The organism is Bifidobacterium sp. W8103 (genome assembly GCF_016100775.1).
Classification (GTDB): Bacteria; Actinomycetota; Actinomycetes; order Actinomycetales; family Bifidobacteriaceae; genus Bombiscardovia; species Bombiscardovia choladohabitans.
The window spans coordinates 1534879-1554528 of record NZ_JACFRV010000001.1 but is presented as its reverse complement, the minus strand read 5'-3'; the positions used below and the strand labels follow the sequence as shown (position 1 = coordinate 1554528).

Below are 19650 nucleotides of genomic sequence, written 5' to 3'. Positions count from 1 at the left end.
TCAGCAAGTCTGCGCAGCCGGCAACCCCGATTGCCCGAGTCGCTTGGCGATCAGTGCGGACAGATCATCCAAGGTGACACCAACATAGCTATCTATGGAAGCGAACTGAGGGCCTGATGAGGTGTCGACCGGGTTGGTGCCGGTATAGGCTACAGTGGTGGCTCCTGATGCCACAGCCGAAGTGATACCGGTCAAGGTATCTTCGAAAGCCAGGCAGGATGCCATCAAATCAGGGCTCTTGATGCCCACCAGACCGGCCGCATGCAGATAGGGGGCAGGATCGGGCTTCTGGGCCAGCCCATCATCCCCGCAAACATAGTCTGCAAAAGCCCCCTTGGGCGCCTTGGCGACCACAGCCTGAGCCATGCGGCGTGGCGAAGTAGTGACCAGAATCGAGGGGATGCCAGCCTCAACCAGGTCTGTCAGGATGGCACGAACCCCTTCAATCCATGGCATGTGACGCTCCTCCATGGCGATTACTCCATCGATCAACAAATCCGGAATCTGATCCTCAGGAAGGTCAAGACCACGATCGCGCATCACCCTTGCCACTTTGGTCAGGGGTCTGCCGGAAACCTGCCAACCCATGTCGGCATTCCAGTCTCCCCCATGCTCGCGCACCAGATCGACCTCCGCCTGATGCCAGTAGGGCTCTGAATCGATCAGGGTTCCGTCCATGTCCCAAAAGACCGCGAGCGGTCGGCGACTCACAGCAGACCGGGCTTTGTCAGTCGACCCGGCACGACTTTCCTCCATTTGATGCTCCATGTTCATGCATTCACCCTATCGGCAGGGCTTGTCTTGACAATGGTGCCACCCAAATTACTTGGCATGAAGATCAGGCCACGGATCAGGCAACAGCTCATCCAGACTCACATTAAGCACTTGGGCAACTGCCATGATGTTGATCAAACTGGGATTGGCCGGACTCCCGGGTCGCGACTGGCCATGCTCCAACTGTTGGTATGCGAACCGGGAAAGGTTGGCAGTGTAGGCGACGAACTCTTGGCTGTAGTGCAGAGCCATCCTTCTGCGTTGTATGTTCATGCCCATTATTACGGCGTATTCCGCCCATCCACTCGGTACTTGAGAATGTGCCACAGAGCCAAGATAGAAACCAGAGACAAATTGTCATGCCTTACCGGTAATACTATATCAGTAAGGCATTACTGGTTATTTAAACGAGAGACGAATACCGTGCTCTGTCTTACACCAAAATTGGGTCTGACGTAGTTCAAGCTACTGCCCTTCTTCCTTGTAGCCTACGGAACCACATCGGTCTTCATCAATAGTCTGAATTACTCCACCTCATTCGGGAGGAACTCAACAGCCAACATAGGTCTGCTGGCATTCTTCAACATGCTGCCGGCCCTGCTTATAGCTGTAGTTGGATACGGGTATTTCTTCGTCACTGGAGTCAACGGCCTGTTCGGTAACAACACACAGATACCGGACTGGATGCTGACACCCTTGGTCCCGCTGGCCGTCATGCCTATGGTGACCCGGGCGATCTACCGTCACACCAGAAATCCCTATCTGGGTGGCATCATTACCGCGATCATTGTCACCGTGATGACCTGCATCAACTCACAGATATCATTCCCCGCCTGACGGGGAGACCACACCTGACCTAAGTCCTTCCTGCCCCTGTCTACAAGCAAAACTTCGACAAGGACAGGGAGGACCAACTTATTCGACCACAAGTTCACTCGGCGTTGCCGAAGACCTGGTTGCGCAATTCGTTGCGCTGGGTCTCGTACTGGGTGAGCTGGCCAAGAAGGTCGAACTTCTCCTGACCGTCGGGCAACTGATTCATCCGATGCCTGGCCGATGCAATAAGCCGCATGTAGGTGGCGTCCAACAGTCTTGCCAGCAACTCGGAAGCATACTGACGCTCCTCCGGGCTAGGCTGCTTCAGCTGAACATCCGTGTCCTCGGAGCCCGCACCCTGATCGTCCCCCTTATCGTTTTTCTTGGAGCCCGGTCCTGAGCCCCTCTGCCTATCCTCCTGTTTATCCAAATTCAGCGGCAAGGGCATGACAGCCAGTTCGTTGATGGCCGACTCCAGCATGGGCCCGCCAGCCTTGGTCAAATTATGCATCCACAGTCCCTGGGGCGTTTTCCTGTCGGGCAGTCCTCCCGCGGCCTGCACCGCCCGATAGAGCGAGCGGAAAATCGGAACCTCGAAACTTTCCGGACTCAGCTGGCCGAAGGCATCGGATCCGACCGCCCTGGGAATCTGGATAAGCACGCCCATGAACTGCTGCTCGCAAATGAAGACCGAATCATCGATGTGATGATAGCCCTGTCGGAGGGCATCCTCACGCTGTATCCTCCGGCGTTGCATGGCGTCGTCGCTGCCATGGCCCGCGCGACCCCCCGATTCATTTGCGCCGCGGTGAGGAGTGCGGACCGCATAGGCATCCTGGTCCTTTACATGCAGCTTGCGACGGGCCCTGTTGACCTCCTGGCGCAGCAGATCCAGATCCACGCCGATTTTTCTGGCGGTCTTGCGGGTATAGGCCCCCACCAGGGAGCGATCCCTGATCTGGGCCAGGATGGGTGCAACGGCCTTGACCGCACCCATCTGTCCGGCGGTGTACTGGGTATCGAACATGGCCACGGCGGTGTCGATGACGAAGTCGTACAGCGGTCGGGCATGCTCCACCAGGGATCGCACGGCCTCATCGCCATATTGGATGCGCAAATCACAGGGATCCAGATTCTCCCGGGCCACCGCCACGAAGGTCTGCGTCAGAAAGCTCCCGTCAAGGCCGAAGGCGTGCAGGGCGGCCTTCTGTCCGGCTGCATCCCCGTCGAAGGTGAAGACCACCCGGGAGCCTTGGACCGGCCCCACCAGCTGGATGGCGCCAAGGGCGTCGTCGGAGATGAGCCGGCGGACGATCTTGGCATGGTCCTCGCCGAATGCGGTACCGCAGGTGGCTACAGCCGTGTCGACGCCGGCAAGGTGACAGGCCATGACGTCGGTGTAACCCTCAACGATGACAACCTGCCGCTTTTGGACGATGGCGTCCTTGGCCAGATCGATGCCGTAGAGCACCTGGTTCTTGCGGTAGAGCTGGGTGTCAGGCGTGTTGATGTACTTGGCGTTGATTCCGTCGTCCTCGTAGAGCTTGCGAGCGCCGAAGCCCAGGGTCCGGCCCGTGGAATCCCTGATGGGCCAGGTAACCCTGCCCCGAAAGTAGTCGTAGACTCCCCGCTGCCCCTGCCTGGCCAGCCCGGCATCCAGCATCTCCTGCTGGGTGAAACCCTTGGTGGACAGGTGGCGAACCAGGTTGTCCCATCCGCGTGGGGCGTATCCGCAGCCGAAATGGGCGCTGTCAGCCTGGGAGAAGGTCCTGCCCGCCAAGAGCTTTCGCGCGGCCAGCGCCTCCTTGCTCATGATCTGCGAGACGAAAAACCGCTGGGCCTCCTCGTTGGCCTCCAGCAACCGGGAACGTTTGGACCCGCGACGCTTGTCCTGACGGGAGTTTTCGTAATGCAGCTCGATCTGGTACTTGTCAGCCAGGATCTCGACGGCATCGCCGAACTCGACGTTCTCCTCCTGCTCAACATAGGTGAAGACATCGCCGCCCAGACCGCAACCGAAGCAGTGCCAGACCCCCATGGAAGGACGCACCGAGAAGGAGGGCGACTTCTCGTCATGGAAAGGGCACAGGCCCATGTAAGTGCCGGAACCGGAGGGCTTCAGGGTCACGCTTTCGGATACGATCTCATACAAATCGGCCTTGGCTCTGACCTTCTCGATGTCTTCCTTCTTGATCATTCCGGACATGACACCCAGCCTACCGGGCCAGGGCGATGTGTTGCGCCCGGCATAAATGCCGCTGGCCTAGGGGCAGACCAGGGAATGCAGGGCCAGCGCCGAACCGTCGGTCAGGGAGGCCACCTGGTCGATGGCCACCCTCAGACGCTCCGCATCCGAACCCGCCTGGCGCCAATCCTCCAGGAAGACGTCCTCCAAGGCATCAGAGGGGGCTGGCGAGTCGGCCATCATCACCTCGACCAGGTCGGTCACGATTTTCAGCTGCTCAGCATGGAAGGGCTCCTTCTCACGAGGAGCCATGACGAAGTAGACAGCGATCCCCTTCAAGGCCACAATCTCATAGGAGGTCCGGGGAGGAATGACCAGTCCCGCCGAGTACCTGGTCAGAGGACCTTGGCCGTGGCGGCTTCGGGTGGCCTCCTCCACAGAGTCGGCAAAGCGGCCAATCAGATAGCTGGTTGTGTTCTTCAAAGTAGCCAGGGCCCGGCGTGAACCATCGAAGCCCGTCGGCAACATGCCACGGACAGCCTCCAGGGCTCGGACCAACTGGTCGGCATCCCAGCGGTCGCCATACCAGGATCGGGCGGCCCGGACCACGCCATCGATGATTCGAGGCTCAGCCAGTCGCTCAGGCATGAAGGAGCCGACTACGATGGCATCCTCCACGTCGTGGACGCTGTAGGCGATGTCATCAGCCAGGTCCATGACCTGGCACTCCATAGGCGTGCTGGCCTGAGGCGCCCCCTGCTTAAGCCAATGGAAGACCTCCCGGTCGTCGGGATAGACGCAGAACTTGGCGGTCCTCTCCCCCTTGGGATGAGCCGAGGCCTCGGCCAGGGTCCAGGGATATTTGACCGCAGCGTCCAGGGCGGCCCTGGTCAGGTTGACTCCTGCTGAACGTCCGTCCGGATGGAAGACCTTGGGCTCCAGTCTGGTCAGCAGTCGGAGGGTCTGCGCATTGCCCTCGAACCCCCCAATATCCGAGGCCAGCGAGGACAGGGCACGTTCACCGTTGTGGCCAAAGGGCGGATGACCCAGGTCATGGGCCAGACAGGCGCAGTCCACCACATCGGGGTCGCAGCCCAGCATGGTCCCAATCTGCCGACCGATCTGGGCCACCTCCAAAGTATGGGTCAGCCGTGTGCGGGCAAAGTCGTCAGTGCCGGCGACCAGGATCTGCGTCTTGGCCCCCAACCTACGGAGCGCCGAAGAATGGACCAGACGCGCCCGATCCCGTTCGAAGGGAGTCCTGCCGCTGGTCTTTGGAGGCTCTGGAGCCCACCGTTCCTGATCCCGGGCGGAGTAGCCCTCGGCCAGCAGGCGGGATCCGCCCTCCTCGTCAGTGCCCATCAGGCCCGTCCGCTCCGTTCAGTCCAGATTGTCCACGACCACCACTTCAGTGGGCACATTGCCCGCCGTGGCCTTGGAGTAGGGGCAGAGCTCCTGGGTGCGTTCCACCAGGCGGGTGGCCAGATCACGATCGACGCCGGGCAGGCAGACCTCGATCAGAGCCTTGATACCGAAGGACTCGCCTTGGTCGCCAAGGGAGATATGGGTACGTACCCTGCTCTGGGCCAGCTTGGTGGCCGGCACGCGCAACTCCTTGCCGGCCAGTCCCATGGCTCCCTGGAAGCAGGCGCCCCAACCGATGGCGAAGAGCTGCTCGGGGTTGGTGCCTTGGCCCTTGCCCCCCATGGCCTTGGGTGTGTCCAGGTCCAGGGAGAGATCGGGCTCGTGGCTGTCCGCATGGCCCTCACGGCCACCGGTGATGTCAGCTACGGCTGTGTATGAGATATTGCTTGGTTCATTTCCTGAATATGTAGTCATAACCTCATCTCACCACTTATATTGCCCCTTGACAAGGCCCCAAGCCTGGGTTCGACCTGTGATAGTGGTCTCAAAATCGTGGTCTCAAAGAATCGATTCAGAGGCAATCAGGTGCAGGTCGGAGGGGTTGACCACATCATGCACGCCCAGGTAGAGCCGTGGAATCCTACTACGCAGGCAAGTGAAGACCTCATAGCTGATGGTGTCGGCGGCCCGGGCCCAGTCATCAGCAGTTGGCTCAGCCCGATTCTCCCCCTGGCCTGGCCCAAAGAGAACAACGGTATCGCCCTCGCGCACTCCCAAGTCAGAGGCCATGCCTTCTAGATCAAGTACACACTGGTCCATGCAGACCCTGCCAGCGACGCGAACCAACCTGGGCCCTTGAAGAGTCATCAGACGGACGGGGCCGCCCAAGTGGTCCCGGCCTATAGCACCCTCCCGGTCGAAGCCCGAGGCTGACCGATGGATTCCGTCGGCGTAGCCCAGGGGCATGATGGCCGTGCTTGTCGGCTGCTGTGTCAGATAGGTGCGTCCATAGGATACGCCATGACCGGCCGGCATGTCCTTGACGGTGCCGAGCTGGGCCTGAAGGGTCATTGCCGGACGCAGACCATAATCGGCCGAAACCCCCATGGAGGGATCGGGCTCGTATCCATACAGGCCGATGCCCGGACGGGTCAGGTCGTAACGTATCCCGGGACGGGTGAGTGTGGCGGCGGTATTGGCCAGATGCCGGATTTCGGGTTTCATGCCTGCGGCGGTCATCCTATCGGAGAACTCCTCAAAGAGGGCGATTTGCTCGTCAGTGGACGACACGAACTCGTCCACGCCAGGCATGTCGGCCACCGCCAGGTGGCTGAAAAGCCCTACGGGCTCCAACAGACCCTGGGCGGCCAGGCGGGAGAGCTCGCGCAGGGCATCCCCGAAGGTTTCGGGAGTAAAACCGTTGCGTCCGAAGCCGGTGTCCACCTTGATGTGGACGCGGGCAGGCCTGCCGACCTGATCTGCCGCCTGCGCCGCCATGTCCATGGTCTTCAGGGAACCAACACCCAGGTCGATGTCAGCCTGAATCAGCTGATCGAAGGGGGCGCGATCCCCGTTGAACATCCAGGACAGAATCCGGCAACGGTCGGGGCCGATGCCTGCACGACGCAGACGCAGGGCCTCGCTGGACTGGGCCGTGCCCAGCCAGGTGGCCCCGCCAGCCAGTGCAGCCAGGGCAACAGGGATGAGCCCATGGCCGTAAGCATCGGCCTTGACCACACCCATGACTGCAGCACCGGGGTTCGTGGAATGAACCAGCTTAACCAGGGTGGCCATATTGGCCTTCAAGGTCCGCAAGTCCACGATGATCTGCCCAGGATAGGCCCGAAGAGCTTGCTCGTAATGCCGCTGGCCCTCGGGCCCGGAGAACTGCCATGCCGGTGCTGCACTCAAAGTCATGGCTCCATTGTGCGACGGCGCTGCGACGGTCGGCACCCGCCCTCAGACAGTTACCAAGCGCTTGGCCGCCCTTTCGCGCTCAGCCAGGTCAAGGGGACGATCGTGCCGCTGGTAGGCCACCCGCACGTTCTCGATCTCATTGTTCTCGGGCATGATGATGTTGCCGCAGCGGGTGAAGCCATGGGTCTCCAGGATGTGCTGCATGGCATAGTTCTTCAGTCCCGTATCGGCGCGGATGTTCTCGTACCGGCGCATGCTCCAGTCAAGCAGATCCCCGGCCGCGTGACGCCCCAGCCCCGAGGCGGCCACCCGATGGATGGTGGTATAGGGCCGGTCATCCAGCCAGCTGCCATCGATGACCCGATAATCTGGTTCCGGGTCATGGAAGAGGGCGAAGACGCCTATGATGCGCTCGTGGCTGCCCTTGTGCTCGTCCAACTCAGGTTCAGGGTAGGCGGGATCCCCGGGAATCCGATCCATGCCAGCTGCATCGTCAACCAAGAGCATGGTGTGACCCCCGGCGATGTCCTCGCGGATGCGTTCGGGCAGGGGGTACTTGTCCCCCCACTGACGGGGGTTGCCGGTCTCGGCCATCCGCTTTCTGGCGTAGGCGTAGACGGGCATGATCGCCTCAAAGTCGTCCATGGTGGCATGACGGATCCAACGTGCAGTTTCCATCGCGTACCTGCTCACTGTGGCTACCTCTTTCTCGACCGGTGCGGCAGGGGCAAAACCCGCCCCCGCGATTGCCGAAGTACGAGTGTATCCATCAGGAAGCTGTCACGAAGTGAGTACGCATTGAGCGAATCGGGGAATAGTTTGGGCTATTGTGCGGCCTCTTGAACCCGACTTTCCGAGCGCAGATGACGGGCACGGGTCAGATTGACCACGCTGTGTCGGCTGACCAGTCGAGTCGGCATGACCACATGCCGCTGGAACTCCTTGCCTTGGCGTGCATCAAGAATCATTCCCACCGCCATCCTGGCCATCAAATCAAATGGCTGGTCCACCGTGGTAAGTGAAGGCATCAGATAAGAGGATGGATAGACGTTGTCGAATCCGACCACAGACAGGTCCCGCCCGGGCTCCAGTCCACGTTCGCGCGCTGCTCTGTAGATATTGACGGCTGTCAAGTCGTTGCATGCCAGAATCGCAGTCGGACGTTGAGCACGGTCCAGCAGATCACAGGCAGCTTGGTACCCTCTGTCAGGCAGATAGTCTCCCTGCTGAACCATACCCGACGGCAGGCTGGCACCGATGGCTGCCAGTGCTGCTCGGTATCCTGCAAGTCTGGCTTGCGCGGATTGCACATTCGCCGGTCCAGCGATGACGCCTATGCACCGATGTCCGGCATCCAGAAGACATTTGGCCGCTTGGTATCCGCCAGTCCAATTGTCGAGCGTTATGCTCATGTCCTCATCGCTGACCAAGTCCACCGGATCGACCGCCACCAAGGGGATGCCCCTTGCTTTGAGCACGTTCTTGCCCTCCTGGTCTATGGAGGACATCTGAGTGATCACACCCAGCGGGTTTCGATCAATGATTCCCCTCAGACATTCCTCGGCACGCCTCTGGTGGTCAGTCTGTGTCACCGTCAGAGCCAGACCGGCATCCAAAGCCCACTTTGAGGCATAGCGTATCATCTCGATGGTGCCATTGTTGGCGATATAATCCACCACAAGTTCAATGGTCTGGGCGATTTTGGTACTGACGAGCGGATGCGCATAGCCCTGATCGGCTAAGGCCTTTTCGACTCTCCGACGGGTTTTTGCCGCCACACCCGGTCGACCGTTAATCACCTTGGAGACGGTCGACGCTGAGATGCCGAGCTGCTCGGCTATAGCGCCGACGTGCGGATTGCCGGGTTCCTGTCTGGCCATGTGCATCCTTTCCATTACCCACTTATCGTAACCAACGAAGCTGCAATAGTACCCACGCTGGATTTAGAATTTTTATATTCTTAATTTTCAAATTTCTATTTCTGCGCCTATACTGACGTATACGTTCACAAGATTGGCAAAGGAGCCACGATGAGTACTATCACTGCGGTGAAAACGTATGACTTTCGTTTTCCCACTTCTCTGACCCTGTCAGGATCGGATGCCATGAACAAGGACCCCGACTATTCAGCCGCCTATGTGGAAATACACACCTCGGCTGACGACGGGATCAAAGGCTGTGGTTTGGTCTTCACCATCGGACGGGGCAACGATGTTGTTTGTAGAGCCATAGATTCCATAGGAGAGACTCTGCGCGGCCTGGAGGTTGAACGTCTGCTGGACAGCATGGGTCTTGCCTGGGATTTATTGGTTCATGATTCACAGCTGCGTTGGCTGGGACCCGAAAAGGGAGTCGAGCACATGGCCATCGGCGCACTGCTGAGCGCCCTTTGGGATATGAAAGCCAAAAGGGCGAGAAAACCCCTATGGCTGCTGTTGGCAGAAATGGACCCCGAAGACCTGGTCAACACCCTGGACTTTAGATATCTGTCCGATGCCCTGCGCCCCGAAGAGGCCATAGACATCCTCAAAGATGGGCAATCCGGTAAGAAAGGGCGCATCGAGGACATTCGCCAGCACGGATACCCCGGCTACTCAACAGCACCAGGATGGCTTGGCTACAGCGACGAAAAAATGGTGGAGATCGCCAAACGGGAGACTCAAGAAAAGGGCTTCAAGCAAATCAAGCTCAAAGTAGGCCAGAACCTCGATGATGACATACGCCGCCTGGGACTGGCCAGGGATGCCATCGGCCCCGACGTCCGCCTGGCCGTCGACGCTAATCAGGTCTGGGATGTCCCTCAAGCCATTGATTGGATCAACCATTTCCATGACTTCGACCTGGCTTGGGTCGAAGAGCCCACCAGCCCCGACGACATCATCGGCCACGCAACCATTGCCAGGGCCATCAATCCCATCCCCGTGGCAACCGGTGAACAGATGCAGAACCGCATCATGTTCAAGCAATTCCTGCAGGCCAACGCCTTCGGCATCATGCAGATCGACGCCACCAGAGTGGCGGGCCCACAGGAGATAGTTCTCGAATACCTGCTGGCCCGTAAGTTCCACAAGACAGTCTGCCCCCACGCTGGCGGGGTCGGACTGTGCGAGATGGTCTGCCACTTCGCCATGTTCGACTACGCAGCCGTCTCCTGCACCACACAGGGTCGGATGATCGAGTACGTCGACAACCAGCATGAATATTTCGTGAACCCCGTGCGTATCAGCCAGGGCATGTATCAGGCACCGACCGCTCCCGGCAATGGGGCTGAAATGACCGTGGAGACTGCACAGCGCTACCTCCACCAGGAATGACTTCAGGCACCGTCAATCAAAACTCGGTCCAATCACTGGACCTCAACAAATCAACCATCCATATAGACAAAGGAGTTCTCATGGATCTGCATCTCAAGAACAAGGTATTCATCATCACCGGTGGCTTCAAGGGCATCGGCAGGGGCATCACTCTGCAACTGGCCCAGGAGGGCGCCATAACCGCAGTCATAGACCGTGACGAGTCAGCCAGGGGCCAGTTCTGCAAAGACATCGAGGCCTATACCGATACCTATCGGACTTTCATCCTGGATCTGAATGACACCGACGGCATAGCCCCCATTGTGGAGCAGGTGCACAAGGAATTCGGCCATATCGATGGCATAGTCAACAACGCTGGAGTCAACGACAACAAGGCCTTGGAGACTACTGACTGGCGGGAGTTCGAACATTCCGTGCATGGCAATCTCACCCACTACTACGAACTCATGCATGCCTCTTGTGCCTACCTCAAGGAAAGCCACGGGTCCGTCATCAACATCACCTCCAAAACCGCTGTGACCGGTCAGGGCAAGACCAGCGCCTATGCGGCTGCCAAGGGCGGGATTCTGGGCCTGACCAGAGAATGGGCTGCGGCTTTGGTCCACGATGACGTACGAGTGAACGCCATTGTGGTCTCGGAATGCTGGACCCCGCTCTATGCTGACTGGATCAAGACCTTTGGCGATGAAAAGGCCCAGCAGGCCCGCCTGTCGGTCATCACAGACAAGATTCCTCTGGAGCATCGCATGACCACACCAGAGGAAATCGGGAACACCGCCACCTTCCTACTCTCCGATCGCGCATCACACACCACCGGCCAATGGGTGTTTGTCGATGGCGGATACGTCCACCTGGACCGGGCACTGAATTGAGCTCTGACATGGAAAATACAAATACGCAAAACAAGGGCGGCTCCAAAGCCACCGTGGCCATAACCCTGGTCATCGGACTCTTCTTCATCTGGGGACTGACCATGAACCTGGTCAACGCCCTCAACAGTCCGTTCAGCAACTACATGGAACTGAATAGCACCCAGGCGTCACTGCTGCAGGTGGCCTACTACGGAGCCTACTTCATCATGGCCATCCCAGCTGGAATCATATCCAAGCGATTCGGCTACAAGGGCGGGGTCATCTCCGGACTGATACTGTTCGCGGTTGGAGCATTCATCGTGGTGCCGGCCACAAATATGGCCAGCTACGGACTCTTCCTGTTCGCCATGTTCGTGGTAGCGCTGGGAGCCTCCTCTCTGGAAACCAACTGCAACCCCTACGTCACCAAGTTGGGCGACGAAAAAGGCGAATCCTTCAGACTCAATCTGGCACAGAGCTTCAACGGCGTCGGCAACGTTGTGGGACCTCTGATTCTGGGCGGAGTCCTGTCCAAAACCCTGACCCCAAAAGATCCAGGCTTTGAGCAAGCCAAGGTCAAGTTCCTGTCTGATACCAGAATGATCTATATCGTCATAGGCATCGTCCTGCTGCTGGTGTTGGCTGTTTTCATCGTCTTCAAACTGCCAACACCCCCTGGCGATGACGAGCAGGAAGGGAACACCGGCACCGATTCGGGCACCTCAAGCCTGCTGAAACGCCCTTACTTCGTACTGGGCGTGGTAGCCGAGTTCATTTTTATCGGTTTGCAGGTGGCGGGCATGGCCATGTTCTCCGCTTATGCTCTCAAACATTGGGGCGCTGGCATCACCGCCGGCCTGGCCGCCACACTGTTGGCATTGCTGTCGCTACTGTTCACCCTTGGCCGGTTCCTGACCACTCCGTTGATGACCAAATTCGATGCCGGCAAGATACTGGGCATCTATATGTGCATCACTGCCGTGCTGATGGTTCTGGTATTCCTGGGTCTGGGACGATTCTCGGTCATCTGCTTCCTGATCGCCTATCTGTTCATATCGATCGGCTACCCCACGATCTTCTCGCTGACGCTCAAGGGCATCAGAGGCAACGACGCCAAGACCGGATCTTCGGCGCTGGTCATGAGCATCGTCGGAGCGGCTCTGATTCCACTGCTGCTGGGTGTCATCCAGGATGCCATGGGCATCGAAATCGCCATGCTGGTGACCGTGCCCGGATTCCTCTACATCGCCTGGTATGCCTTCCGTGGGTGCCGTATAGGCCTTAAGCAGGGAGCCTGACATGACGAGACAATTACAGGTCATTGATGCTCACTTCCACATGTGGGATCTTGAACGGCAACATCTACCTTGGCTGGACGGGATGCCATCACTGAACCGGAGCTTTTCTCTTCATGAGCTGGAAGACGAGTACGAGCAGTTGGGAGTGGAATTTTTGGGGGGAGTCTACGTGGAAGTTGACTCGGATGACCCCTTATTAGAGGACCGCTTGGTCTATGAGGACAATGACCCGAAAATTCTTGCCCGAATGCTAAGAGCCCAGGTAGGCCCCTATACGAGGGTGCCCATCAATGCTACGGGCATCAGAGAGCCGTTGCATACTGACTCTGCCCCGCGCGGCCGTTGCATGGAACCCTCCTTCATCGCCGGGCTCCACGCCATGGCTGATAAGGGCCTGCCTTTCGAGCTATGCAACAGGGGGGCAGAACTGCCGGACATGGCTCAGGCATTCTCTCAGGTTCCTTCCCTGACTGTCGTCATGGACCATATGGGCAATATGCCCGACTTGTCGCCGGCCTGCAAAAAAGCCATGCAGGCCATGGCGGCCCTGCCACACTGTTATATCAAGGTATCAGGCGACTTGCCGGTCAATCGAGACATCGTCGCCTTCGTCAGGGACACATTTCCCCCGGACAGGATCCTTTATGCCTCCAACTGGCCGGTAGTCACCGTGCACTCCTCACTCAGGGAACACTGGCAACTGATGCTGGACACCTTTGGCCCTGATGAGGACTTCTTCAAGCACAATGCCATGAGGGCCTATGGAATCGATGCCGATATGCTTACTGTGGAAGGGCGAACATGAGCACATCATCAGCCAAATTCGAGGGAATTTTCTGCCCGTCGATAACCATCAGCGACGATCAGGGAGCCATCGACACTGACCTGTGGGGACGACACCTGGACCATCTGATCCAGGCTGGCATTGATGGGGTGCTTCTGTTTGGAAGCATTGGTGAATTTTATGCCTATGATCTTCAAGAGAAGCGCTCAGCCCTGCAATTCGCTGTCGACCATATACGAGGGCGCATGAAGATCTTCGTCGGGGTAGGCGATACCGACATGGACCGGGTCATGGAGCTGACCAGGTTTGCCGGACGAATCGGCGCCGATGCCGTGGTGGCTGTCAGCCCCTATTATTTCGGCCCTTCGGAACCGACCGCTTACCGATATTTCACCAGCATCGCCCACGCCTCGGCTGTACCGGTGATCCTCTACAATTTCCCGGCTCGTACAGGCAACGACTGCTCTCCGGAGTTGGTCGCGAAACTGGCCCAGGAATGTCCGAATATCGTTGGTATCAAAGACACCGTGGACACGATCAGCCACACACGTCGAGTCGTATCGGCAGTCAGACGTGTCAGCCCTGAGTTCTCGGTGTTCTCCGGATTCGACGAATACTATATGGTCAATCGCATCTGCGGAGGCAACGGTGTTTTATCGGGCCTGACCAACGTGGAACCGGAAACCTTCGTGGCCATGCATCAGTCCTATCAAGAGGGCAATTACCAGACTGCGCTCGACAAGGCCCGACGCATCAACCACCTGATGGCGATTTACGACACTGCGGATTTGTTCGTGTCGGCCATCAAGGGAGCCGTGCGGCTGCAGGGTCTGCCCATCAGCACACGCATCCGAGAACCTGCTATACAGATTGATGACGACCAGATGAAACAGATCGAGACCATACTGCGCAGTTGAGATTTCACCTGTTGCATCGAACGGGGCCTGAGAAAAGGAATTTACCCTTCCTCCGACCCCATTGTTTGTCTGTCAGCGCTCAGACCAGCTTGCGTTCGTAAGGATCGGAGCTGATGCCGGCAGCGACGATGTCACGGCTCCACTGCTTGGCCGAAAAGAGCGAATGGTCGCGGTAGTTGCCGCAGGAGGTGATCTCGGTGCCGGGCACGTCGTCCCAGGTGGCCTTTTCGGCGATGAACTCCAGCGACTCCTTCAGGGCCTTGGCCACATCTTCGGTCGAATGACGACCCCAGGCCAGCAGGTGGAAGCCCGTCCGGCAGCCGAAAGGCGAGCAATCGATATAGCCGGGAATGCGCTCGCGCAGAAGCACGGCGATGGTGTGCTCAATGGTGTGCAACCCGGCAGTTGGAATGGCGTTCTGGTTGGGCTGGACCAGGCGCAGATCATAGTTGGAGATGATGTCTCCCTGGGGGCCCTTCTCCTCGTCGATCAGACGAACGTAGGGCGCCTTTACCTTGGTGTGATCAAGCTGGAAGCTCTCTACAATAGGTTTGTCAGCCATTGTTATTTCCTTTCCTGTCGGGCGCCCGGTATGAAAGGCAACCTTGATGAAGTCATGTATATCTCATGGTAGGCCGACCTGCCTATCAGATCAGGCAGCGCCCATGACTACATTCGCTCCTTTTCTGGCCGAGAACTGGGAGATGACCCCCATGAACTGAGGTCCATACTGCTCCAGCTTGTGCTGTCCCACCCCGTTGACGGCCAGGAAGGTCGCATCATCGGCGGGCCGAAGGCGACACATATCGCGCAGGGCCTTGTCGGAGAAGACGATGTAGGGAGGCTTGCCGATCTCGCGGGCTATGCTGGTCCGCAGTGCGCGCAGTTTCTGGAAAAGTTCCTCATCCTCTGGGCTGGCATCGCTTGCACCGGCCTGATCGAGACCGTCATCGTCGACCGTCGAAGAAGACCCGCCGCCGAAGGCCTTGTCTGAAGTACTCGGGCGTTCCGTCCGTTTGATCTCATAGTGAAAGTCCGGACTGACGGTCTGCGCGGCCTTGGGCCCGAAGTGGACCATGGGCAGCCGTCCTTCGGTGATGTACAGATACCCGTCCGAGGCCATCTGGTTGAGCACGTCGCGGATTCGTGCCTCTGGAACCTGGGCCAGGACGCCATAGCTGGGGCACCGATCCAGCCCGCGCCGAAGAAGGTCCTGCGAGCGCGAGCCACGGAGGATCTGGGCGATCTTTCCGGAGCCGAACCCCTGATTCACATCATGCACGCACCTGCTGATGGCACGGGCCACATCGCTGACGTCGATGGTCTTAAAGGTGCTCAGACAGTTGGAACAGTTCCGACAGCCGCCTCTGCCCGTGTCGGGATGCCCGACCGGGACGGATTTGCCCTTGTCGGCCTCGGCAGGAGAAAGGCCCGCGGCAGCCTGATCCACCTCCTCACCAAAGTACCGCAACATGTACTGGTGAAGGCAACCCGTGGTCCGACAGTAGCCAATCATGACATTGAGCAGACGCCGGTGTTCGGCCCTGACCGCTTCGGCCTGTTCACCGGTCAGTCTGTCGTTGCCGTTGTCCATGTCCAGCAGGCGCCTGCGGGTGACGATGTCGCTCTCGTTCCACAGCAGTGAGCATCTGGCGGGCTCGCCGTCACGTCCCGCCCTGCCAGCTTCCTGGTAGTAGGCCTCGATGCTCTCGGGCATGTTGTGATGGATGACATAGCGCACGTTGGACTTGTCGATGCCCATGCCGAAGGCGTTGGTGGCCACGACCACCTGCACCTTGTCGTTGACGAAGTCCCGTTGCGCCTGCTCCCTGTCCTGGGCATCCATACCAGCGTGGTAGCTGACAGCGCTGACGCCAGCCTTGAGCAGATCATCAGCCAGGGCTTCGGTCTCCTTGCGGGTGGCGCAGTAGACGATGCCTGAGTCATCGCCGTGCTTCAGGGCATACTGGACCACCCAGCGATTCTTGTATTTGCTCTCCAGCTTGATCACATCGAAGAAGAGGTTGGGCCTGTCGAATCCCGTCACCGCCACGTAAGGGTCGTTCAGGCCCAGCATGTGTATGATGTCGCGCCGAACCTTCTCTGTCGCCGTAGCAGTGAAGGCCGCCACCGTGGGCCGGTTGGGCAGGGATCCGATGAAGTCGCCGATGCCCAAGTAGGCAGGGCGGAAGTCCTGACCCCACTGGGATACGCAGTGGGCTTCGTCCACAGCCAGCAGGGAGATCCTCGTATGCTGGGCGAACTCCCTGAATCTGGGGGCATCCAGCCGCTCGGGAGCCACGTAGAGGATCTTGCTGCGTCCCTGGGCAGCCTGAGCCAGGGCCAGGGACTGCTCATCCATATCCTGGGTGGAATTGACGAAGGAGGCCTGGATGCCGGCATCCTCCAACCCGTCCACCTGGTCCTTCATCAGGGAAACCAAGGGGGAGATGACGATGGTCAGACCGTCCAGAAGAGTGGCAGGTATCTGATAGCAGATGGACTTGCCGGCACCGGTCGGCATAACACCCAGGCAGTCCTGCCCGTTCAGGATGGCCTTGACCAGATCCTCCTGACCCGGGCGAAAGGACTCATACCCGAAATACCGCTTCAGCGCCTGTCCTGCATCCTGGATGTCCACCATGGTTCCCCAGTCTATTGCCCCAACAGGAGTCAAGCAGTGGGCGAACGACCATGTGGTCGATCGTCTCCGAGCTTCACGATTCCCCGGTAGCCAATCCAGGAGGTCGTATCCTTGAATCACGGGCAGCTATCGATGACTGGTATTCCGATCGCCTGACAAAGACGGATACCTACAGGGTTGCAGCTGCCAGCAACTGCCGGGTATAGGACTGCCTGGGATGATTGAGGATGGCTTTCACCGGACCCTCCTCCACCACCTTCCCCTGGACGAGCACCATGACCCTGTCTGCTATGTGCTGGACCACGCCCAGATCATGGGAGATGATGATCATGGACATGCCACTTGACGAATCACTCCGCTGCCTGGACTGGGTCATGATGGATTGAAGGGTATGGAGGATCCCGACGCGTGCCGAGACATCGATGGCGCTCATAGGCTCATCGGCCAAGAGTATCCGGGGCTTGACGATCAGGGCCCGGGCTATGGCCGCCCGCTGAGCCTGGCCTCCAGACAGATCCGAGGGATAAGCCGTCATGATCCTGCACGGATCAAGCTGAACCTTTGACAAGACCTCGGCCACCCGCTCAGCAAGGTCTGTCCCACCCTGACGACGATGCCATAGGTGCCCACCCCCCCTGCGCCTGGCAGCCAGAAGAGGTTCGGCGACCGATCGGCCGATGGTCCACCGCGGGTCGAGGGAGGCAAAGGGATTCTGAAAGACCAGAGCAGAGTCCCGGGCAAGCGCCTTGGCGGCCGGAGAACCGTGGAGAACCGGTCTGCCCTGATACATCACCTGTCCGCCATCAGGCCTCAACTGCCCTAGAAGCAGGCGGGAAAGCGTGGTCTTCCCTGAACCGGACTCCCCTATGATCGCCAGGCACTCCCCTGGCAGGAGGGAGACATCGATTCCGTCAACCGCGGCCTTTCGAGCCATGCCGCTTCCGGCGGGAGCATAGACCTTGGTCAGGCCCTTCCCGACCAGGATCGGGTCGACCTGTGCACCATCAGTCGTTCTCATGCTTGCCTCCATCCGCGCGCAGCGTCAATTCTCTGGCCGCCCTCACCAGGGTCCTGCCCTGTGGACTGGATGGGTCGCGCAGAATGCTCTGCGTCTGCCCGCTTTCCACCACTCGGCCCGCGTCAAGGATGTAGCAGTAATCAGCAACCCGGGCCAGGACGGAGAAGTCATGGGTGATGAACAGGAGGGAGGCCCCGCTCTGGTCGACCAGGGAGACCAGCAAGTCCACAATCTGCCGCTGGGTGATGGCATCCAGGGCTGTGGTGGGCTCGTCTGCCAGTATCAGTCTGGGCTTGGTGACCAGGGCCGTGGCTATAGCCGCCCGCTGCTGCTGGCCCCCGGACAGCTCATGCGGATAGGAGCCAGCCAGATCCGCATCCAGACCGACCTGGGCCAACATCTCCATGACCCGTCTGTGCCTTTCCTGGGCACTCAGGCGGTAGTGGCGGCGGAGAGGGAGCTCCACCTGGCTGTAGACCTTTTTGACCGGGTTCAGGGCCGTGGAAGGATTCTGAAAGATCATGCCCATCCGGGAACCGCGCAGGTCCGCCAGGGACCGGTCATCGGAACCAAGAATCTGGAGCCCGTCCACCAGAATGGAGCCGGACAGGGAGGCCGTCAGTGGTGCGGTACCCAGAACGCTGCGGGCGATCATCGACTTTCCGGAGCCCGAGGAGCCGATCAGGCCGACCCGTTGGCCGTCCGCCACCCTGAGGTTCACCCGGTCAAGAATGGTGCGACCACCGATGGACAGACCTAGGCCGTCAATAACCAGCGACATCATCGACCTCCTTCGCCTGTATGGATCGCATTCTCGACGTGATGACCGGAGTCATCCGATTGCGGAGAAGGTGTCTGGCGCTCAGACTGGAGAGCGGATCGTCCGGAGGCAGCCACGGCGACCCTGAACCTGGGGTTGGTGACCGGATCGATGGCATCACGCAAGGCATCACCGAACAGGTTCAGCGCCACCACAACCATGGTGACCACCAGGCCAGGCCAGAGCACGGTCAGCGGAAAGACGTTGATGAACTTGACCGAGGTGGTCAGCGAGTGCCCCCAGGAGGGCAGGCCGGATGGAACACCCACCCCCAGGTAGGTCAACCCTGCTTCAGCCAGAACGGAGGTCCCCGCCGACATGGAAAGCTGCACGCACAGGACCGGAATGACGTTGGGCACCAGATGGGTGCAGAAGATTCTGAAGGACCCGACCCCGCTGTGCCGGGCGGATTGCACGTAGTCCGACTCCGCCGCCAGGAGCGCCTGGGGCCTTACAATCCGGGCCAGGTTGAGTCCGTAGCCGAATCCGCAGGCCACGACGACCACGGCGATGCTGGGTCCCAGGGGAACGGCCAGAATCAGGGCCAGCAGAACCGTGGGCAGGGAAATCAGGGCGTCTACCAGGACCACGACCGTCTGCGATACTCCAGAACTGCGCGAGACCATGGCCATGACCAGAAGAAGCCCCAATACGCCCGACAGGATGACCGCCAGAAGGCTGATGACCAGGTTGGTTGCCGACCCCGCCATCAGCCAGGAGAGGATGTCTGCTCCTGTACCATCCGTTCCCAGAAGGTGGGCGCGGCTGGGGGCCTGCCAGATCCGGTACCCGTCGGTGGTCCAGATAGGGACCGGGGTCCAGAACTTGGAGACCAGGGAGACCAGGATCCATATGGCCAGAATAATCAGCGAGTACCGCCCCGAGGCCTTGCACCACATGCTGGCCAGCACCACCCGCATCCGCCCGAAGAATCCCAATCGGCCGGG

19 protein-coding genes are annotated in these 19650 nt (G+C 59.3%); 6 read left to right on the top strand and 13 right to left on the bottom strand.

The genetic code is table 11. From position 1 onward, the window contains the following. Together H3U90_RS06055 and H3U90_RS06050 are read right to left on the bottom strand one after the other, a co-directional pair. Nucleotides 1-756: an HAD family hydrolase gene (locus H3U90_RS06055; RefSeq protein ID WP_232340463.1), complete on the bottom strand. Its 756-nt coding sequence runs from the start codon at nucleotides 754-756 to the stop codon at nucleotides 1-3. Nucleotides 757-822: 66 nt separating this feature from the next. After that, entirely contained in the window at nucleotides 823-1047 is a 225-nt protein-coding gene (locus H3U90_RS06050) for a helix-turn-helix domain-containing protein (RefSeq protein WP_269748672.1), read from the bottom strand. Nucleotides 1048-1359: 312 nt separating this feature from the next. On the opposite strand from H3U90_RS06050, the gene H3U90_RS06045 reads away from it, so the two are divergent. Continuing rightward, nucleotides 1360-1611 (top strand): hypothetical protein, encoded by a 252-nt coding sequence (locus H3U90_RS06045; protein WP_198177428.1) that lies wholly within the window; start codon nucleotides 1360-1362, stop codon nucleotides 1609-1611. Nucleotides 1612-1705: 94 nt separating this feature from the next. Here the strand turns inward: H3U90_RS06045 and dnaG are convergent, their stop codons facing one another. The 6 genes from dnaG to H3U90_RS06015 form a co-directional block, all read right to left on the bottom strand. Next, nucleotides 1706-3796, bottom strand: a complete 2091-nt coding sequence (dnaG, locus tag H3U90_RS06040; protein ID WP_198177427.1) for a DNA primase — start codon at nucleotides 3794-3796, stop codon at nucleotides 1706-1708. 57 nt (nucleotides 3797-3853) lie between these two features. Further along, nucleotides 3854-5137 carry a deoxyguanosinetriphosphate triphosphohydrolase gene (locus tag H3U90_RS06035; protein WP_198177426.1) on the bottom strand — a complete coding sequence of 428 codons (1284 nt, stop codon included), beginning with the start codon at nucleotides 5135-5137 and terminating at the stop codon, nucleotides 3854-3856. A gap of 18 nt (nucleotides 5138-5155) precedes the next feature. Further along, nucleotides 5156-5614 carry an Ohr family peroxiredoxin gene (locus H3U90_RS06030; protein ID WP_198177425.1) on the bottom strand — a complete coding sequence of 153 codons (459 nt, stop codon included), beginning with the start codon at nucleotides 5612-5614 and terminating at the stop codon, nucleotides 5156-5158. An 84-nt stretch (nucleotides 5615-5698) separates the two neighbouring features. Next, a complete protein-coding gene (gene alr / locus H3U90_RS06025) occupies nucleotides 5699-7057 on the bottom strand; it encodes an alanine racemase (protein ID WP_198177424.1) in 1359 nt (452 codons plus the stop codon). A 42-nt stretch (nucleotides 7058-7099) separates the two neighbouring features. Beyond that, the gene (locus tag H3U90_RS06020; RefSeq protein ID WP_198177423.1) at nucleotides 7100-7735 is read right to left on the bottom strand and encodes an N-acetyltransferase; all 636 of its coding nucleotides are present in this window, start codon (nucleotides 7733-7735) and stop codon (nucleotides 7100-7102) included. Nucleotides 7736-7881: 146 nt separating this feature from the next. After that, nucleotides 7882-8937: a LacI family DNA-binding transcriptional regulator gene (locus H3U90_RS06015; protein WP_198177422.1), complete on the bottom strand. Its 1056-nt coding sequence runs from the start codon at nucleotides 8935-8937 to the stop codon at nucleotides 7882-7884. A gap of 150 nt (nucleotides 8938-9087) precedes the next feature. On the opposite strand from H3U90_RS06015, the gene H3U90_RS06010 reads away from it, so the two are divergent. The 5 genes from H3U90_RS06010 to H3U90_RS05990 all read left to right on the top strand — a co-directional run bounded on the left by H3U90_RS06010 (nucleotide 9088) and on the right by H3U90_RS05990 (nucleotide 14221). After that, nucleotides 9088-10371: an enolase C-terminal domain-like protein gene (locus H3U90_RS06010; RefSeq protein ID WP_198177421.1), complete on the top strand. Its 1284-nt coding sequence runs from the start codon at nucleotides 9088-9090 to the stop codon at nucleotides 10369-10371. Nucleotides 10372-10451: 80 nt separating this feature from the next. Further along, the gene (locus H3U90_RS06005) at nucleotides 10452-11243 is read left to right on the top strand and encodes an SDR family oxidoreductase (protein WP_198177420.1); all 792 of its coding nucleotides are present in this window, start codon (nucleotides 10452-10454) and stop codon (nucleotides 11241-11243) included. Between the two features lie 8 nt (nucleotides 11244-11251). Next, nucleotides 11252-12520, top strand: coding sequence for an MFS transporter (locus tag H3U90_RS06000; protein ID WP_198177419.1), 1269 nt, complete (start codon nucleotides 11252-11254; stop codon nucleotides 12518-12520). Nucleotides 12521-12689: 169 nt separating this feature from the next. Continuing rightward, on the top strand, nucleotides 12690-13325 hold the full coding sequence (locus H3U90_RS08295) for an amidohydrolase family protein (protein WP_332460598.1): 636 nt from the start codon (nucleotides 12690-12692) through the stop codon (nucleotides 13323-13325). Next, a complete protein-coding gene (locus H3U90_RS05990) occupies nucleotides 13322-14221 on the top strand; it encodes a dihydrodipicolinate synthase family protein (protein ID WP_198177417.1) in 900 nt (299 codons plus the stop codon). The genes H3U90_RS08295 and H3U90_RS05990 overlap by 4 nt, the downstream gene beginning before the upstream one ends. Before the next feature lie 79 nt (nucleotides 14222-14300). Here the strand turns inward: H3U90_RS05990 and H3U90_RS05985 are convergent, their stop codons facing one another. The 5 genes from H3U90_RS05985 to H3U90_RS05965 form a co-directional block, all read right to left on the bottom strand. After that, on the bottom strand, nucleotides 14301-14783 hold the full coding sequence (locus H3U90_RS05985; RefSeq protein WP_029678668.1) for an S-ribosylhomocysteine lyase: 483 nt from the start codon (nucleotides 14781-14783) through the stop codon (nucleotides 14301-14303). A gap of 90 nt (nucleotides 14784-14873) precedes the next feature. Continuing rightward, nucleotides 14874-16865: a RecQ family ATP-dependent DNA helicase gene (locus tag H3U90_RS05980; RefSeq protein WP_198177416.1), complete on the bottom strand. Its 1992-nt coding sequence runs from the start codon at nucleotides 16863-16865 to the stop codon at nucleotides 14874-14876. 169 nt (nucleotides 16866-17034) lie between these two features. Further along, on the bottom strand, nucleotides 17035-17883 hold the full coding sequence (locus tag H3U90_RS05975; RefSeq protein ID WP_198177415.1) for an ABC transporter ATP-binding protein: 849 nt from the start codon (nucleotides 17881-17883) through the stop codon (nucleotides 17035-17037). Next, entirely contained in the window at nucleotides 17870-18664 is a 795-nt protein-coding gene (locus H3U90_RS05970) for an ABC transporter ATP-binding protein (protein ID WP_198177630.1), read from the bottom strand. The genes H3U90_RS05975 and H3U90_RS05970 overlap by 14 nt, the downstream gene beginning before the upstream one ends. Further along, entirely contained in the window at nucleotides 18664-19623 is a 960-nt protein-coding gene (locus tag H3U90_RS05965; protein WP_232340572.1) for an ABC transporter permease, read from the bottom strand. The genes H3U90_RS05970 and H3U90_RS05965 overlap by 1 nt, the downstream gene beginning before the upstream one ends. Between the last annotated feature and the right edge of the window lie 27 nt (nucleotides 19624-19650).

What these genes read in the sequence shown, in the direction of transcription:
- H3U90_RS05985 (WP_029678668.1), bottom strand. Translation starts at nt 14,783, where the DNA reads ATGGCTGACAAACCTATTGTAGAGAGCTTCCAGCTTGATCACACCAAG.
- H3U90_RS05980 (WP_198177416.1), bottom strand. Translation starts at nt 16,865, where the DNA reads ATGGTGGACATCCAGGATGCAGGACAGGCGCTGAAGCGGTATTTCGGG.
- H3U90_RS05990 (WP_198177417.1), top strand. Translation starts at nt 13,322, where the DNA reads ATGAGCACATCATCAGCCAAATTCGAGGGAATTTTCTGCCCGTCGATA.
- H3U90_RS06030 (WP_198177425.1), bottom strand. Translation starts at nt 5,614, where the DNA reads ATGACTACATATTCAGGAAATGAACCAAGCAATATCTCATACACAGCC.
- H3U90_RS06055 (WP_232340463.1), bottom strand. Translation starts at nt 756, where the DNA reads ATGGAGGAAAGTCGTGCCGGGTCGACTGACAAAGCCCGGTCTGCTGTG.
- H3U90_RS06035 (WP_198177426.1), bottom strand. Translation starts at nt 5,137, where the DNA reads ATGGGCACTGACGAGGAGGGCGGATCCCGCCTGCTGGCCGAGGGCTAC.
- dnaG (WP_198177427.1), bottom strand. Translation starts at nt 3,796, where the DNA reads ATGTCCGGAATGATCAAGAAGGAAGACATCGAGAAGGTCAGAGCCAAG.
- H3U90_RS05970 (WP_198177630.1), bottom strand. Translation starts at nt 18,664, where the DNA reads ATGTCGCTGGTTATTGACGGCCTAGGTCTGTCCATCGGTGGTCGCACC.
- H3U90_RS06050 (WP_269748672.1), bottom strand. Translation starts at nt 1,047, where the DNA reads ATGAACATACAACGCAGAAGGATGGCTCTGCACTACAGCCAAGAGTTC.
- H3U90_RS06015 (WP_198177422.1), bottom strand. Translation starts at nt 8,937, where the DNA reads ATGGCCAGACAGGAACCCGGCAATCCGCACGTCGGCGCTATAGCCGAG.
- H3U90_RS06020 (WP_198177423.1), bottom strand. Translation starts at nt 7,735, where the DNA reads ATGGAAACTGCACGTTGGATCCGTCATGCCACCATGGACGACTTTGAG.
- H3U90_RS05975 (WP_198177415.1), bottom strand. Translation starts at nt 17,883, where the DNA reads ATGAGAACGACTGATGGTGCACAGGTCGACCCGATCCTGGTCGGGAAG.
- H3U90_RS05965 (WP_232340572.1), bottom strand. Translation starts at nt 19,623, where the DNA reads ATGCGGGTGGTGCTGGCCAGCATGTGGTGCAAGGCCTCGGGGCGGTAC.
- H3U90_RS06045 (WP_198177428.1), top strand. Translation starts at nt 1,360, where the DNA reads ATGCTGCCGGCCCTGCTTATAGCTGTAGTTGGATACGGGTATTTCTTC.
- H3U90_RS06010 (WP_198177421.1), top strand. Translation starts at nt 9,088, where the DNA reads ATGAGTACTATCACTGCGGTGAAAACGTATGACTTTCGTTTTCCCACT.
- alr (WP_198177424.1), bottom strand. Translation starts at nt 7,057, where the DNA reads ATGACTTTGAGTGCAGCACCGGCATGGCAGTTCTCCGGGCCCGAGGGC.
- H3U90_RS06005 (WP_198177420.1), top strand. Translation starts at nt 10,452, where the DNA reads ATGGATCTGCATCTCAAGAACAAGGTATTCATCATCACCGGTGGCTTC.
- H3U90_RS06000 (WP_198177419.1), top strand. Translation starts at nt 11,252, where the DNA reads ATGGAAAATACAAATACGCAAAACAAGGGCGGCTCCAAAGCCACCGTG.